The organism is Paenibacillus sp. FSL H8-0175 (assembly GCF_045040615.1).
GTDB lineage: Bacteria > Bacillota > Bacilli > Paenibacillales > Paenibacillaceae > Paenibacillus_AQ > Paenibacillus_AQ odorifer.
Map to the genome: position 1 here is coordinate 4838112 of NZ_CP150299.1, position 16622 is coordinate 4854733.

The window sequence follows — 16622 nt, forward strand, 5'->3', positions numbered from 1 at the left end:
TGCTTTTGCATAAAAATCTCAAATCACACTAATCTCGATCACTCTGTTTTACCTCTACGTCTAAATACTCGGTTCATAACAAATCCTATGGTTATCAACCCTATTCCCAACAGATACAGAGGCAAAGGACTGTTCTCACCTGTCTTCGGCAGCTGAGGAGCAACCGAAGTGCTATTGTTCACTGTACCTTTTGGTACTTCTTCATCGTCGATATCAACTTCTCCTAATGGAATTTCTTCTTCGGTAATCTCTTGCTCAGGAGTTCCCTCATCGGTTGATGTAGCGGATCCTAGATCGGCCGCATTTCCAGGACCAGCAGGAACAGCTGGATCATTAATAATTACTTCGGGTACGGGCGAGCTTGTAGACGTGGGTACCACCGAACCTCCAGATGTGCTGCTTGTAGGGATTGGTGTAGGTGCAGCAGTCGCTTCTGGTGATGGAGAAACCGTCGGTGCTGGCGTTGTTGATGGTGCAGGTGTTACGGTTGGTTCTGGTGTTGTTGTTGGAGCACCGGTTGGTTCTGGCGTTACCGTAGGCGTGGGCTCTACTGCTTTTTGATTCGTAATCACCAGTTGAATCGCTGACGAGGAACGAATCTCCACTGGATGCTCGGATGTATCGAGCACGTAACCATTTGGAGCTGCTGTCTCCACCAATACATAGTTACCCAGCCATATTTTATTAAATGTAGCTGTACCCTCTGCATCTGTAGTTAGACTGTTAATCAGTACACGTTCCGTGCCATTTAGTCGATACAATGCAAAAGTCGCATCACCAAGCGCCTTTAAATTATCATCAGCATCTAGCTTCTTAATATTGAGAGTGCCTCTTCCCCCGCTGCCTGTGCCAGAACCGCTGGAGACCCCGACAATAATTTCTTTAGAGGTTTCTTTACTTATTTCGCTGCCGTTAAAACCACTGAAATGTACAGTATTTATTACTTTGTCTCCAGTGTTAGCCACAATCAGGGATTGATATTCGAGAATGTAAGCCCTGCTGATTTCATAGGCAAAGCTTAACTCAAAGGATTGTTTTCCATCGGCATCCGTTGTGATAACAACGCTATAATCAATACCCTGAATCAATTCAGGGCCGCTTTTCGTGATATCTCCGTTCACAGCTACAGCCGTAGGATATAGATGGAATGAATTCTGCAGCAAAATTTGATTAGCACTAGGAGTATCTTTGATTAGAGCATCCTTTACAGTAGACTGCCCCCGGTTAATTTGCAGGCTCCAGTCGATTTTATCCCCGTTTTGTGTACCGTCCTTCAGCACATAATCCTCTCCAAAAGGAATTTTTACGGAGGCGGTCAAATCTTTGGAAACCACTTTTGTTCCATCATAGAGATTAGCTTTATTATCAATAGTAGTGCCTATTATTTGCCCTTCAAGACTTGTGTTAAATTCAATGTAGAAAGCGGAGTTAATCTTATCTGTAAAAATAACCTTTAATTCATTATCGCTATTTACGCTATTTACGCTATTTACGCTATAGCTATATTTATTAGGATTCACTTCTGTACCCTTGGTAGGGTCACCATTCTTTGCAATATTCATAGTGTAAACTTTTAGTGAACCAGGAACCAAGGTCTGGCCTGATTTTAAAATATCAACAAGCGCCGGAGCTTCGAGGGTTTTGCCGTTATAATTGGCGCCTATCGTCCAAGTAATTTTTTTAGTTGAAGCATCGTAGGCTCCCCCTTTAAATCCATTGTTTTTCGCCTCAGGTCTAGGAATGAATAACCCTTCTGCTTCTATCGTGCGTAAGGCTTCAGTAGTGTCCATCCAGTCTAACCGAACTTTGTTATTGAAATTTTCAGTTTTAGCCCAAATCCAATCCTTGTTAAATTCTGTAGTATAGCTAATCGTATAAAGACCAGATATCGGTGAATTAAACACTACCTTGAAGCCTTTATTAGGCTCGACAGGTGAGTTGTACACTAGATCATAGTTATTTGGATTTAAAACATTCCCATTCAGATTTCTAATCACCAGTGATTCTGGAATAAACTTTAGGCCGCCAAATGGGAAGGATTCAGTAACTGTTACATGGCTCATCGGGTAATTATCACTATTCAATGTGACCTTCCAGCCTAATGTTTTATTCTGATAATCTACGGTTGATAAAGTCTTATAAAGAATGGAAGACCGGATTAATCGGGTAGCCTGATCACTATACGTACTATCAGATACTGTATTAGTTATGGTGGCATCCTCAAACACGCGTTTTATCGCTTTTGTCTTATATTCGATTCGATATGGTGAAGTAACATCGTGTGCAAATTGCAATACAAACCCAGACTTATGAACGTCTGACGTGGAAACAACCGTGTAGTCAACATCCTTTGTCAAAACCTTGCCTAACGTTGCACCACCGGAAGAATCCAGCTGCACAGCATATACTTTTAGCGAATCGGCTACCAGTTCTTGAGAATCATCGAACAAATCTGTTAACACAGCGTTTCCTTGCGGGATGTTCTTTTCATTGTAGTTATATTCAATTGCCCAGGAAATGATCTGCTTGCCCCCATCATAGCTTGTGGAATACTTTTTCAAGCTTCCTCCACGTTCTACATTCACTGTGGCAGAGGAGCTGGCAGGCTCTTGCCCATCTCCTGAAAAAGTTGCAGTATTGGTGAAGCTTAGCTGATGGTCATTAGTAATCCCTGTGGAATATACAATACGGTAAGCCTCTTTAATCACAGGCTCCGTAAAACGGACAATCAATGACCCTCCGGAGAGCTCTGCAGAGTATTTGCTTGTGTCGAGCAATGCTCCTTCCGTTACTGAACCATCCAATTGAATGCTCAGTTGATACACGCTCACTGTGACTGGAGTATTTAATGATAAGCCTGAAGGGATGGGGTCCGTCACAATGGCATTCCCCACGGCTTCCAAAGACTTATTGACATCAACAGTCCATAATATTTGGTTCGCATTGAAACCTTCGGCAATACCTCTCTTCTCTATAGTCGATCCAACACTTGGTTTAAAATTTACTGTCACTGTCTGAATACCGCCGCTCACGGGAAATAAAATATTCTGTATAGTACTGCCCGAGATTTGCTGTTTATCGAATTTAGTATTTAACCGCAGCGTTCCCTGCACGTCATCATGCGTTTCTATGTAGTCATTAAAAGTCATTATCACTTCATGTGAAATTTGCCTGACTTCAAAGCTCCCTACATCTCCATCCTCAGAGACCAACGGTCCGTTAAAATCATTAAATAACTGGAACTGTTCTGGAAGCTGAAAAGTAAAAGTGTCACCTTGCTTGTAATTATGATTTTTAGGAAGAGACCAATTATAATCCAAGGTAACATTAGCATCTCGTTCGTATACGCTGTTCGTGACCGTGATTCCATCTGGCCCGTAAACAGCCATTGAAACACTGGTGATGATATTTCTTTCGTCATCAATCGCAGCCGCTTTTACTTGCGGAGCAAATCCGATGCCATAGGCATATTGGGCCACAAGCATCAAAATAATGACCATTACACTTATTTTTTTCTTAAACATGTTCCTGTTGCCTCCATTTTCTTGTTCTAATTGTTTTCCACCCCTGCATGTTCAAAAGCTTCATATGTAATTCCGCGCCCTACGCCCCATCTTATGTTAATATAATGAAAAGTCTTCCTTATGCGGTGGAGTTGACAGAACATATACATATATACCCATTTTATGGATATCTAGAATCAAGATTATTAAAATTCTCAAACTTTATTTTTGATGGATGTTTTCACGTTCAAAGGAGGTTCATCTATGCAGCTTTCATCTTTTTTTGATCGCCAGCACGCGGAGGATTTCATCATGTTCTCCTCTTCGCATTGGGTTGCGCTGTCTATCATTACGTTAAGTTGTCTACTGCTCTATGGTTTACGGTTTGAAATTCGTACAGATTCAAGACTTCGGCAAAGCGTGCGTTTGCTGCTAATCATTCTACTTGTAGTCTCAGAAGCCGGGCTGCAAATGTGGTACATCGCTCAGAACATCTGGCGCTCCAGCTCCTCATTACCATTCGAGCTCTGTGGAATCACTCTACTGCTGTCTATTATCATGTTAATTTCACGCAGTCGAACCCTTTATTCCTTTCTCTACTTTGCCGGGATCGGCGGAGCATTTATTGCGTTGCTCACCCCTAACCTAGTTTATCCGTTCCCTCATTTCCGCTTTCTCCTGTTTTTTATAGCTCATGGTTCTATTATTCTGGCGTCTCTTTACATGACCTGGATTGAGGGCTACAAGCCGACTTGGAGATCTTTACTCATCACCATGCTCGGCCTCAATATTGTGGCTGCGTGCATCTGGACTGCTAATTACTTCCTAGGCTCAAACTACATGTTCCTATCCCAGAAACCTAGTACCTATTCCGTATTGGATTATTTTGGACCTTATCCTTATTACCTGCTTGTTGAAGAGCTGTTTGCCTTCACTGTGTTTCTAGCTATGTATTTGATATTCTTCTGGCTGCCAGAGCGGCGCAATTCACGGCGTAGACAGGTTAGGCGGATTCTTTAACAACACAAAAAAGCCAGCCCCATTCGGAGACTGGCTTTTAACTATTAAATCTTAAGCTTCGATGATTTCTACCGAAGTCATTTTGTCGCGTCCTTTGAAAGCATCAACAAGATCCATACCTTCTACTACTTTACCAAACACAGTGTGTACTCCATCCAAGTGTGGTTGTGGAGCGTAGCAGATGTAGAACTGGCTTCCGCCTGTGTTCTTACCTGCATGTGCCATAGCAAGTGTTCCGCGTTCATGTTTGTTTGGGTTAATTTCGCAGTTGATTGTGTAACCTGGGCCGCCAGAGCCAGTTCCGTTAGGACATCCGCCTTGAGCAACGAAACCAGGGATAACACGGTGGAATGTCAATCCGTTGTAGAAACCTTCTTTTGCCAGCTTTTCAAAGTTGGCTACAGTGTTAGGTGCATCTTGATCGAACAAGTCCAGCAGCACTACGCCGCCATTTTCTAGAGTGATTTTCGCTTGCTTTGCCATATGTAAATGACCCCTTTCAAAATTAACAAATTTAGAATACCTCAATTATATTACTATGAAACCACGCACAAAGCAAAGCAAGCAGGAGACTTTCCTGCTTGCTCTATATGCTGCTCAACTTTACCCACCTTACAGCAGCAGGCTATTACTTAGCAACAACTGTCTGTTTGGCGATACGCTCTGGTACAATATCGTTGGCAATAAGATCCGTATAGCTTTCACGACGCACTACAAGATCGCTTTGTCCGTTCTGTACGAATACTAAAGCCGGACGGCGAAGACGGTTATAGTTGCTGGCCATGGAGTAATTATACGCACCTGTGCAGGCTACAGCCAACAAATCTCCGCTTTCAGCCTTCGGCAGCTCTACATCCCAGATCAACATATCTCCGCTCTCGCAGCATTTACCAGCGATGGAGACAGTCTCAGTTGCGTCTTCGTTAGCACGGTTAGCAAGCAATGCCTCGTATTTAGACTGATACAAAGCAGGGCGTGGATTGTCGGTCATTCCACCATCAACAGCAACGTACTTACGCACGCCAGGAATGTCCTTGTTGGATCCTACAGTGTACAATGTAGTACCTGCATCTCCAACAATACTACGGCCCGGCTCCACCCAAATTTCCGGCAAAGCACTATAAATTCCAACAAAATGAGTCTTCACTGCATCCGTAATCGCTGCAACATATTCAGAAACATGTAATGGGGTATCTCCCTCGACATAACGAATCCCGAAACCTCCACCAAGATTGACTACACGGAAGTCCACTTCCAAGCCTTCTTTAACACTGCGGGCAAAAGTTGCCACACGCTCAACAGCTAGCTGGAAACCATCGGTTTCAAAGATCTGCGAACCAATATGGGAATGCACACCAAGCAGCGTGATATTCTTTTTGCTGACTGCTGCTTTCACTGCTTCATAGGCCGATCCATTACCGATATCAAAGCCGAATTTGGAATCTGTCTGGCCCGTTGCGGTATATTCATGAGTATGCGCTTCTACACCTGGTGTCACCCGCAATAAGATGTTTACATTAACTTCTTTGCGTGCAGCAATGGACTGCAAAAGGTTAAGCTCTACCAAATTATCGACTACAAAGCAGCCGATTTTGGCATCAATCGCCATTTCGATCTCTTCAGATGTCTTATTGTTGCCATGAAAATGAATACGTTCTGCCGGGAAGCCAGCTTGCAAAGCTGTATATAGTTCGCCGTCGGATACAACATCCAGTGACAAACCTTCTTCATCAGCCAAACGAACCATTGCCATTACTGAAAATGCCTTGCTTGCGTAAGCTACTTGGAAACCAAGGCCGGAGGCTTTAAAAGCATCCATATATTCCCGGCAACGTTGTCTAACCAATTGCTCGTCCAATATATATAGCGGGGTTCCATATTCCGCTTTCAATTCAGTTACATCACATCCGCCGATCTCCAAATGCCCAGCATCGTTAATGCGGCTAGTACCGTGTAGAAACATTCTTTAGTCCTCCAATTTCTGTGGAATATCAAGGTTCCACCCTGTCTTAGTGTATTCAGTATAACAGACAGTGGGAACTCCATTGAATGGACTAATTTGCAGTAGTTTTGTATTTTCCTACGATTGTTACTCATTCTCTTGAGATGGCGGCATTCTGGTATTGTCTCTGGTTTTGTTAAAAGACGGCCTTTCCTTCGAACTTAAGACCGGTTTACGCAATAGAATTTCACTCATTGCCTTTGCATTAAAGGGTATAAACGGCCACATATATGAGGAGTTATAGGACCGATGAGTGGTTAAGAAGATAGTCAGTAACGTCGTGCCAATCATAAAGCCTGGTACCTGGAACGCCGCTACGGAAATTAATAACACAAGCCTGACTATACGGTTCGCCAGACCCAGCTCATAACTCGGAGTCGCGAACATACCGATTGAGGCTACCGCCATATACAGTACTACTTCGTTTACAAACAGACCGCTCTGCACCGCTATATCACCAATCAATATGGCTGCAATCAGACCCATCGCTGAGCCTAAAGGTGTTGGAGTATGCACGGCGGCCATCCGCAGTAAATCAACCCCAAGCTCCACAATCAGAAACTGAGCGAGAATAGGAATTCTGGCTGTCTTTTGCGGCCCGATAAAATCCAGCATAGCAGGCTTTAACTCAGGATGGATAACAAGCAGCATCCATAATGGGAGCAGGAACATGGAAGCGAAGATGCCGATGAAACGGACCCACCGCAGATATGTCCCCATAAAAGGAGTCTGGCGATTCTCCTCCGCATGCTGGCAAAGATCAAAAAAGGTAGTCGGAAGAACAATTACAATGGGCGAGGTATCCACGAATAATATGACCCGTCCCTCTAATAAATTGGAGGCTACAACGTCAGGGCGTTCAGAATAACGCACCATAGGATAAGGGTTCCACCCTCCGCCGATAATCGCTTCCTCCAATTGCTTATCCGCCAGTGGAATACCATCGATATCGATGCTGTTGATTTTATCGATGACAGACGTAACTTGTGTTTTATCAACGATATCATCGATGTAAGCCACGCAGACATCTGTCCGTGTCCGCCGTCCCACTTGAAACATTTCAAGCTTCAGCCCCGGATCACGTATCCGTCTTCTTACAAGTGAAATATTACTAAGCAGGGTTTCTGTAAAACCATCGCGCGCACCACGCACCACCCGATCAATCGAGGGTTCATCAGGACTTCGCATGGGGTAAGATCGAGTATCCATTAGGATAACTTTGTTCTCACCCTCAATAAATAGTGCGCTCATTCCTTTTAATACTTTATCGAAACATTCGCTTAATACACTACCCTCTTCAACTTGAATATGAGGGATGTATTCGTTCATAAAGCTACCTAATACACCTGCGGACAAATTTTCTGAAGAAAGGTAGGTTAGTCGTTTCAGAATTTCATCCGTCACATCTTCGTTGGTGAATCCGCTTAAGCAGAGTAAAGCTGTCTTATGTCCCCCAAAGGACATTTCTCTAAACGTCACATCAAAACTTGTTCCCAGCCCCATCACTTCGGTCAGCGTGTTTTTTGTTTCTTGTAGAGAACCTGGGATATGATCATTGCCTTGCCAATAAATAACGGATTCCTTTAATGAGTTAGAATGCTCACTATCGCGTTTGTTTTGTAGCTTATCTTTACTTTTGTTCTGAGACTGCTGCTGCGCCTGCTTCTTTGAAGGCTTCGGTTGAGCTTGAGACTCCTCCCCAGTACCAGCATCGTTACCTGTTCCTCCTGCTGTCTGAGCATTCTGATCCTGTGCCTCATCATCTGATTCTGAATCCTCTGAATCCATACCAAATAACCTGGCAAAAAAACCTTTACTCGGCTCATTTGGCTCCTGATTGCCGAGCTCATCCGATGCTTCTGCATCCTGCTGCTCTGTTCCCTGCTTCGCAGTCACTTCTGCATCCTGCTGCTCTGTTCCCTGCTCCGCAGTGGCATCTGCATCCTGTTGCTCTGTTCCCTGCTCCGCAGTGGCATCCGCATCCTGCTGCTCAGTGCCTAATTCGGCTGATGCCTCTGTATCCTGCTGCTCCTGGCTAGTTTCAGATGTTGTAGAATTTCCCGCTGAATCTTCACTTCCACCGATAGCTGAAGTGCCCTCAGGATCTGTGTGATCTGCAACTAGATCCTCTGCAGTTGTCTTCATTGCTGCAGCAGCTGCAGCATTATCTTCCAGATGGTCATCTTCCGGTGCAGAATCACCGCTGTGAATAAACTTGCTCATTTCCTAACCCCCTGTTTACTGTCGGTATACAAACCAGTCGAACAAAGAACCCGCGACCTTCCCACTCACCATCGCCATTAACAGACCGAATAGATAATGTGTCATATTTAAGCGTTTAGCGAGTATCGGCAGCACATTTAATACCTCGGTCAATGCTGCAGCGAGCATCCCGACAAAAATCCCATCAAATAGTCCTACACCAAGTTCAACTAGAGGACCTGAGGTAATTTTCCAATTCCAAAAATCACTAACAGTACCTACTAAAGATCCACCAACCATCGCGCCTTCATACCAATGAACTTTATCGTAAGAAGAGGTTAATTGCGCCAGACGCGGCACCATATCCAGCACAACAAATAGAGCGATCACTCCACCGCCTACAGCAATACCACCCGCAATGCCCAGCAGCAAATTTAGTCCCAGTGCTATGGGTGCCGTCATCTTCAGTCCTCCCTATTATCAGATTGGTTTTCACTACGGCGCCTCATCTTGCTGTATTCCTCATTGATGACATATTGGTCGATGTTCTTCTGATACAGATACATTTCCACTTCCAGCGGAGTAGGTTCCTCATTCCACTTCTTTTTAAATAAATGGTTGAAAAAAATGACCATCCCAAACCCGATGCCCAGAGAATAAGCAATCTGAAATATATAGGGATGCTCATCCCGATGACCCGTTAGCATCTCCACAATTCGAATTTGTACCTCCAGCATATTTACATCAGCATGAAAGTTCATAATCGTCAGAGCAGACCCAAAGAAAAGCAGCAGCCACACTAAAACAAACATCGCCACCGAAGGTTTCCGTCTCTCCACCTGACTCTCAATCTGCACAATCGTCCTCCCTTCACCGATCGGTTCAATGTCCGCATTCGGTATAAGTTCATATATCCGGGGGATAACCATCAACAGATCAATCAAAATCAGATTGCCGTCACTTTGCTCCGGCTTCATTAAGAGAATTGTCTCCAACGACTCTTTCAGCTCAGGCTCCGCTATCAAAAAAGCAATATCACCCAACGTGACACCTTTACCCTTGGGAACCATCACCCGATTTTTAAGCTGTATATAGATGGTGGGAGCAGAATGTTGTTTCATCCGCATTCCTCCTAAAGGTTATGGTGAAGCTCAGGTCCAAGATAACGGTAGTATGGGAGTAAAGCCTTATTTTTACTCTTGCTGCTCTGAATCAATTTCTTGAAATACTGAAATGTTGCTTGTTTATAGGTATCAGGAAAGGCTAACCCTTCTTCTGGAAATTAAAAAGAAGACAGCTCAAGGTAATTAACCTTAAGCTGTCTTCTTGTTTCAATCCTAAATACGTCAGAATTCGAGCGAATCCAATTTCCCTCCCGCAAAATCAAACAGGGTCAGATTGGACCAACCATTCTCATGTCCCACGGACCATTCCTTTTGCGAAGGAACCCAGGCTGGCTCCCAATAATAAAACCCGATACCTTTACCGTTAGGTATATTCTCAATTACACTAATAAAATCTTTCATATACTTAGTCTGTCCCTCTACTGTAGCCGGATAACCTTCATGCAGCTGCTTTTCCTCACTTACTATTAAGGGGAAACCTTCAGGTGCATTCAGCGTCCAAGGATAAGCTGTTTCAACAACAATAATATCCTTATTGTACCGCACCGCCAATTCATTCAGGTTAGATCGCAAGTCATCCAGCGTGCCGTGCCACCAAGAATAAAAAGATAATCCGATCACATCAAAATTTACGCCATGCTCGAAAAACCGATCATAAAAGTTACGGCTGGCTGGATGATCAGCACCACGGTCAATATGGATCATGATGGACAAATCAGAAGCAACAGCTTTTGCGCCCGCTATTCCTGCTTGAACCAGTGTAATGAACTGTTCCCACTGCTCCGTAGTATCCCACTCACCATCCACCTTGCCTTCATTCCATAACATGCCTGGAGTAATCTCATTACCGATCTGCACCATGTCGGGCATAGTGCCTTGAGATTGCAAAAGCTCAAGAACCTCACGAGTATACTCATACACGGCTGATGTTAAACCCGTAAAATCAAGGTTCTCCCAAGCTTTTGGCTTCGATTGATTAGCAGGATCTGCCCATTTATCCGAATAATGAAAATCCAGCAGAAAGTTAAGTCCTGCTTCTTTAATTCGCTTAGCCATAATCAGCGTACGTTCTAGATTGCAGAAGCCGCCCGGAGGATCATTCCAAATCCGCAGCCGGATGGCATTCACGCCATTGTCCTTCAGAATGTAGAGCAAATCCTCAGCGTTCTCAACGGACTCTACAGCACCGCTGTAATACGCTCCTCCACCCTGCTCAATTTCATCCAGAAACGAGATATCCATTCCATTGATAAATGTGGTTGTCATCATTGCTACTCCTTTACAGAACCAAGTGTCATCCCTTTAACAAAATATTTTTGCAGGAAAGGATATACGATCAAAATTGGAGCGGCTCCGATAAATATTTGCGCGGCTCTCACCGTCGTCTGCGAGATCAGCTCCATTTCCTTTGGATTGATGCTCATGGAGCTCATATCCCGTTGAATGATAACCGTCTGCAGGAATGTCGCCAGTGGAAATTGCTTGGAATTATTCAAATACAATAGTCCATCGAACCAGGAGTTCCAATGGAATACCATGCTGAACAAGGCAATCGTAGCGATCGACGGCAGAGAAATCGGCAAGTAAATACTGAACAACGTACGGAAATGTCCGGCTCCGTCTATTAGCGAGGCCTCCTCCAGATCTTTTGGAATACCACGGAAGAAGTTCAGCATCAGAATCACCAAGAACGTATTTACCGCACCTGGCAGAACAAGTACCCAGAAGGAATCCATCAAACCAATCTTTTGAATCACAATGTAAAATGGAATCAAGCCGCCGTTGAACACCATACTGAAAACGAACAACCAAGAGTAGACATTACGGCCCTTGAAGGCTGAGTTTTCTTTGGATAACGGATAGGCTGCCAAAAAAGTAATTAAAAGTGTAAGTCCAGTCCCGAGTATGGTTCTTTGAACAGATACCCAGATGGAGTGTAGAAAGATCGGATTGTTTATTGTCTTTTTATAAGCTTCCAGAGAGAATTGCTTTGGCCATAACCCTACCAAATTGGCATCCGCTGCCGACTTCGCGCTAAAGGATACAGCCAGCACGTGAATCAAAGGTACAATACACATCAGTGCGAGCAGGATTAGAAAGCAAGTATTAAACACGTTGAATATACGATAACCTCTTGTTTTGTAATACATAAGTTGTCTCCCTCTTCCTTTGGTAGATTAGAAAATGCGATATCCTGCCCACTTCTTAGCCAAACTGTACGAGACGAGAATTAGGATCATACTAATGGCCGACTTAAACAGTCCGATTGCCGTACCAAAGCCCATCTCACCATTCAGAATAGCCGTGCGGTACACGAAGGTATCAATAATATCGCCTTTCTGATAGACCAGTGGATTGTAGAGGTTAAAAATCTGGTCAAACCCTGCGTTCAATACATTTCCGAGAGCCAGGGTACCTACCACCACAACCATTGGCAATAGAGATGGCATTGTGATAAAACGTGTCTGCTTCCAGCGGTTAGCGCCGTCTATTTCAGCAGCTTCATATAATGATGGATTGATTCCTGCTAGAGCAGCTAAGAAAACGATCGTATTATAACCAAATTCCTTCCACACATCTGTGAGAATAACTGTGAACCGGAACCAGTTGTTATCGCCTAAGAAAAAGATTGGTTTGAAGCCCATGCTGCCTAAGATCTGATTGACAAAACCATCTGTAGCAAGCAAATCCAGCAATATCCCGCCGAGAATAACCCAAGATAAAAAGTGAGGCAAGTATACCAGTGTCTGAATAGTACGCTGTATGTATACCTTGCGAATCTCATTTAACAAAATGGCGAATACAAACGGTACAGCCAGATTGAAAATCATTTTTAGAACAGCAATAATCAATGTATTCCAAATGACCTGCATACTGTCATTACGTTCAAATAGATAACGGAAATTGTCCAATCCAACCCATGCCGAGCCTGAAATTTTCAGCCATGGCTTATAATCCTGAAATGCCATCACAATCCCGCCCATTGGAATAAAGCTGAAGATGATCAGGAATATCATCGCTGGCAATAACATCAAGTGAAAAGGCCATGTTTTTTTTAGTGTTCTCATCCTTGGTCCCCCATATCGTGTCAAGTTCTTCTGTAACCATACTCAAATTATAGCAACGCCCGAATTCCTCAAATAGCGGGCAAAACCAATATATATGGTACAAAAGCAATCTCTTTATCACATTGAAAAAAGAAGACTTCAAACGCAAACAGGGACCCTCCCTAAAGCCTAATGCTACGGCTGAAGAGACGGTCCCGTTTACTGCTTTTTACCTAGTCAAACTAAATCCAAACCTTATTTTACGCTGTCATACCATTCGTTAACTTCTTTAGTGATTTGATCGCCACCACCTGATTTCCAGGTTGCTACAAAGGAATCAAATGCATCCAGCGGTTTGTTGCCATAGATAATTTCATTAAACGTTTGGTTCTCAATTTTGTTCAGATAGTCCATCTTCGATTTCATAGTTTCGGTCGTAGGACCTGTGAACATATTCTTAAAGGATTTATCCTCTTGCGCCAGCAGAACTTTGGCAGCCGCAGGGGTATCTTTACCATAATTCACAGCTACGTCCTTCTCCAGACGGGTTGTTGGCTCTGCGCCATCTGCCAGGTTAAGGAGTGCTTTCATTTGGGCATCCGGGATCCGGGCACCGTCACGAACCAGCATATAACGAACACTATTCACATAACCGCCAGCAATTTTATCATTTTCGATCATCTTGCCGTTCGCGTCTAGCTCATAGTCATATCCTGCAAAAAGACCGTTATCCAGTTCACTGCCTGGCGTTGGATTAGCAAAGTTATCGAACAGATAGTTTTGATAAGTAAAGAAGGCTTCTGGATTTTTCATTTTCGTGCTGATCAAAGTTACACCGTTAGTGAATTGTGTGCCATGACGCATAACCTTTCCATCTGGACCCGCTGGAATTTCAATTGGAGCCCATACTGCATCTGGAGAGTTCTTCACGGTATCCTGAAGCGGCCAGCCGCTCATCCAGTAAGGACCCGGGAGAATACCTGCTGTACCTGCAACTGCTGGTTCGGCAGTTTTGTTCTCATCCCAAAGAGCTGCTTCCTGAGGAATATAACCTTTCGCCAACCATTCCTTCAGTTTTTCGAGCCCTTGCTTCATCCCAGCATTTACCGAGCCGTATTCTAGTTTACCATCAGCATCTAGGTTCCATTGCTGTGGCAAGGTTCCGTAAGCACCAAAGATCCAAGATGGATCGCCCATCCAAGTGTTCATCGTTGTTTTGAAGCCGATACTAAGTGGAGTTACCTTGTCTGGTGCCAAACCATCAGGGTTCTCATTCTTGAACGCATCCATCACTTTTTCCAGCTCATCGATCGTCTTAGGGGCTTGCATATTCAGCTTATCCAGCCAATCTTGGCGGATCCACAGAATGTAATCATGGTTATATGCATAATCGAGAACAGGCAGGCCCATTCTTTTGCCATCACGGCTGTATTGGTTCCAAACGTTAGGATCCTGTGCCATCGCTTCTTTCCAAGTATCTGAAGCATATTTATCAAACAAAGTTCCTACATCTGCATACATGCCGGAATCGATCAAATCCTGTGCAATCGTGTTGTCGGCTGTACCGATGGTTACCACATCAGGCATGTCCTGACCTGAAGACATGGATAAACGCAGCTTCGTACCAAATGCACCGTTCGTATCTGTGATGGACCAAAGGGACTTAATGTTGATGCCGAATTTTTCTTTAGCCCATTTTGTAGCCACGTTATTCTCAATGCTTTCACCGTTTTTGAATTTAAGCTCAGGGTCCACGCCCCATGCGGTTGTAAATGTCACCTCAGGATCGTATTTATCCTTGTAGGCGTTTTCAGAATTGGAAGCTGTATTTGCAGTCGCTTCACCAGCTGCTTTATCTCCAGCAGTGTCTTTACTGTTAGCAGCGTTATTGCCTGAACAGCCCGCAAGGCTACCCGCCAAAAGCATGCTCATGCACAGGAGCGGCAGCCATCTTTTTCTCTTCATCGCGCTCATTTTGTTCCCCCTTGGATTCCATAAGTGTTGGTTACATTTTAATTATAGGGAACGACGCTGAGCCCGAATACGTCATTTAAACAAGGTTTCTGCACCTTTCTCAACCTCTATCCGTCCCGGAATTCATTTGGTGTCATATTGTAGTGTTTTTTGAACATCTTACTGAAATATTGCGGATTCTGATATCCAAGCTCAGAGGTAATTTCATAGATTTTTTTATTCGTATTTTTAAGCAGATAAAGTGCCCGTTCCATCCGCATCCGAATAATATAGTCCCCTAGTCCTTCCCCAGTCTCAGCTTTATAAATCTTGGACAAGTAGACTGGATGCAAATATACATGATCGGCAATGGTTTTGACGGACAGCTCATGCCCCGAATGGTTTCCTACCAGCTCATGCACCTGCTTGATAATATAACTTTTCGTATTCTGATCGCTTTCGGATAGCTCCTTCTGAAGCTTATCGAGCATATCAAACGCCCAATCTTTAAGCTTATCAAAAGAAACAATAATACTCTGCGTCAACAACGGATCTAAAGCGTATTGGTCGATCTTGGAGATGAACTGACCACTCTTATGCGCTATATACATAAATGCATTCGTTATCGATAGAAAGACCTCGTACAGATGTTCACTGGAAAACCGTGCATTCTCCATATCCCGGAACACGTCAGCAATTTTTTGCCTTGCTGAATCCCATTGTTTGGATTCCAGCAGATGAATGAGTGTAGGTGGACGATAAAGACATTCGAGCGATTTGATGCTGATCGTCTCCTGATGCTGGCGGTCATCCAAAAACAGCACGGAGCTGGATTCATCATGTGCTGCCAAATACATCGAGCTAAGACCGCTTCTATAGGCAGCCGTCATCCCCTCCGGAAAGGTGAACCACTCTGTTACAATCAGTGAAATCTCACCCTTGAGGTAATTGCTTACACTAATTCGGAAATTCGCGATCACCGCTTTTAGGATTTGCTGCCTTGCAGCTTCATAGTTAGCCATTTGCTCCAATTCCTGCTGTACTGCCGGCTTTAATTCAACAAGCAGAATCAAGCAATCATGCGGCGCTTTGCAGAACCAGACATGGAACTGTTCCTTAAAAAGCTCCTCGGCAATGTTGCCGATCGCATATTCCATGAGAGAGACCGAATGATGATCCATTGCGGCATAATGTTTACCCAGCTGAATCAGCAGCATCGCCGCTTCAGCATCCGGCTGGAAGGAGATTTCATATTCCTTCAGCTTAATGGCTAGTGTCCGCTCAGACAGCACCCTGCCGAGAAGCAATTCATGCATCAGATTAGCCCGCAAAACACTGTAATCGGCTTTGCGATTATACAGCAGCAAATGATATCTATCATGAGCTTCCCATTCGTCTTTCAAAGATTCAATCGCACTGGATACGCTTTTGATAAACTCATCATCACTTACCGGCTTCAAAATATAATCAAATGCCTGCAGTTGAATAGCTTTTTTCGCATATTGAAAATCGGAATAACCTGTCAATAAAATGGACCGAATATTTGGCCATTTCTCGCTCACGGCTTCAATTAATTGCAGGCCAGTCATTCCTGGCATTGAAATATCCGTAACCATAATATCTATAGCCTGCTGTTCCATAATTTGCAGAGCTTCAGCACCCGATGCCGCTTGATGCACCTGCTTTACCCCGATTTCAGCCCATGGAATAGTACGAGCTAAACTTTCCGTAACATAGGGCTCATCATCAACTAACAACAGCTCTATCATTC

The 16622-nt window shown here is 43.9% G+C and carries 12 protein-coding genes; 1 reads left to right on the forward strand and 11 read right to left on the reverse strand.

Features of this window, described 5'->3' with window-relative positions; genetic code table 11:
- Positions 1-38: 38 nt before the first annotated feature.
- Entirely contained in the window at positions 39-3524 is a 3486-nt protein-coding gene (locus MHH46_RS21625; RefSeq protein ID WP_076192239.1) for a collagen binding domain-containing protein, read from the reverse strand.
- A 243-nt stretch (positions 3525-3767) separates the two neighbouring features.
- Between MHH46_RS21625 and MHH46_RS21630 the strand changes: the two genes are divergently transcribed.
- Complete coding sequence (locus MHH46_RS21630) at positions 3768-4523, forward strand: TIGR02206 family membrane protein (RefSeq protein ID WP_076192242.1); 756 nt, start codon at positions 3768-3770, stop codon at positions 4521-4523.
- 51 nt (positions 4524-4574) lie between these two features.
- On the opposite strand, the gene MHH46_RS21635 is transcribed toward MHH46_RS21630, so the two are convergent.
- The 10 genes from MHH46_RS21635 to MHH46_RS21680 form a co-directional block, all read right to left on the reverse strand.
- A complete protein-coding gene (locus MHH46_RS21635) occupies positions 4575-5006 on the reverse strand; it encodes a peptidylprolyl isomerase (RefSeq protein ID WP_036676135.1) in 432 nt (143 codons plus the stop codon).
- Positions 5007-5151: 145 nt separating this feature from the next.
- The gene (gene lysA / locus MHH46_RS21640; RefSeq protein ID WP_076127432.1) at positions 5152-6486 is read right to left on the reverse strand and encodes a diaminopimelate decarboxylase; all 1335 of its coding nucleotides are present in this window, start codon (positions 6484-6486) and stop codon (positions 5152-5154) included.
- A gap of 126 nt (positions 6487-6612) precedes the next feature.
- Positions 6613-8313 (reverse strand): spore germination protein, encoded by a 1701-nt coding sequence (locus MHH46_RS21645; protein ID WP_076192325.1) that lies wholly within the window; start codon positions 8311-8313, stop codon positions 6613-6615.
- Positions 8314-8763: 450 nt separating this feature from the next.
- Positions 8764-9189 carry a stage V sporulation protein AB gene (locus tag MHH46_RS21650; RefSeq protein WP_036676132.1) on the reverse strand — a complete coding sequence of 142 codons (426 nt, stop codon included), beginning with the start codon at positions 9187-9189 and terminating at the stop codon, positions 8764-8766.
- A gap of 2 nt (positions 9190-9191) precedes the next feature.
- On the reverse strand, positions 9192-9848 hold the full coding sequence (locus MHH46_RS21655; RefSeq protein ID WP_076192245.1) for a stage V sporulation protein AA: 657 nt from the start codon (positions 9846-9848) through the stop codon (positions 9192-9194).
- A gap of 225 nt (positions 9849-10073) precedes the next feature.
- Positions 10074-11117, reverse strand: a complete 1044-nt coding sequence (locus MHH46_RS21660) for an arabinogalactan endo-1,4-beta-galactosidase (protein WP_076192248.1) — start codon at positions 11115-11117, stop codon at positions 10074-10076.
- Between the two features lie 5 nt (positions 11118-11122).
- The gene (locus tag MHH46_RS21665) at positions 11123-12001 is read right to left on the reverse strand and encodes a carbohydrate ABC transporter permease (RefSeq protein WP_036676128.1); all 879 of its coding nucleotides are present in this window, start codon (positions 11999-12001) and stop codon (positions 11123-11125) included.
- Positions 12002-12028: 27 nt separating this feature from the next.
- Entirely contained in the window at positions 12029-12919 is an 891-nt protein-coding gene (locus tag MHH46_RS21670) for a sugar ABC transporter permease (RefSeq protein ID WP_036676126.1), read from the reverse strand.
- Positions 12920-13153: 234 nt separating this feature from the next.
- Positions 13154-14872, reverse strand: coding sequence for an extracellular solute-binding protein (locus MHH46_RS21675; RefSeq protein ID WP_076192251.1), 1719 nt, complete (start codon positions 14870-14872; stop codon positions 13154-13156).
- A gap of 107 nt (positions 14873-14979) precedes the next feature.
- Positions 14980-16620: a response regulator gene (locus MHH46_RS21680; protein ID WP_076192254.1), complete on the reverse strand. Its 1641-nt coding sequence runs from the start codon at positions 16618-16620 to the stop codon at positions 14980-14982.
- Positions 16621-16622: the final 2 nt, after the last annotated feature.